The organism is Xanthomonas sp. SHU 308 (genome assembly GCF_000364645.1).
GTDB lineage: Bacteria > Pseudomonadota > Gammaproteobacteria > Xanthomonadales > Xanthomonadaceae > Xanthomonas_A > Xanthomonas_A sontii.
This window is the reverse complement of record NZ_AQOK01000670.1, coordinates 1-709: the sequence shown is the minus strand read 5'-3', so window position 1 is coordinate 709 and position 709 is coordinate 1. Positions and strand designations below refer to the sequence as shown.

Here is a 709-nt window from a genome sequence, read left to right as displayed (position 1 = left end):
CGGCGGCTCGCGCACCAGCAGCGCCGCCATCGCCGGCACGAAGGTGAAGGAAAACAGGAACGCACCGACCAGGGCCAGCATGAAGGTGGCCGCCATCGGCTGGAACGTCTTGCCCTCCACCCCCTCCAGGGTGAGGATCGGCGCGAACACCAGCAGGATGATCAACTGACCGAAGGCGGCCGGCCGCGCCATCTTGCGCGCCGCCTCGGCGGCCACGCCCAGGCGCTCGGTCGCGCTCAACGCACGGCCCAGCGCGGCGCGGCGCTGGCCGAGCAACAGCAGGGTCGCTTCGATCACGATCACCGCCCCGTCCACCAGGATGCCGAAGTCCAGCGCACCCAGGCTCATCAGGTTGCCGCTGATGCCGAAGCGGTGCATGCCGATCACCGCGAACAGGAACGACAGCGGAATCACCAGCGCGGTGATCGCAGCCGCGCGCAGGTTGCCCAGCAGCAGGAACAGGATCACCACCACCAGCAGCGCGCCCTCGGTGAGGTTCCTGGCCACGGTCCTGATGGTCGCGTTGACCAGCACGCTGCGGTCCAGCACCGGCGCCGCCACGATGTCAGGCGGCAGCGACGCGTTCACCTGCGCCAGCCGCGTGGCCGCGGCCTGCGCCACAGTGCGGCTGTTGCCGCCGGCGAGCATCAGCGCGGTCCCCAGCACCGCCTCGTGGCCGTTGCGGCTGGCCGCGCCCAGGCGCGGGGCG

1 protein-coding gene is annotated in these 709 nt (G+C 71.5%); it reads right to left on the bottom strand.

The genetic code is table 11. The features are described from left to right. On the bottom strand, positions 1 to 709 hold a 709-nt coding region (locus D588_RS25350), incomplete at both ends, for an efflux RND transporter permease subunit (protein WP_043085914.1).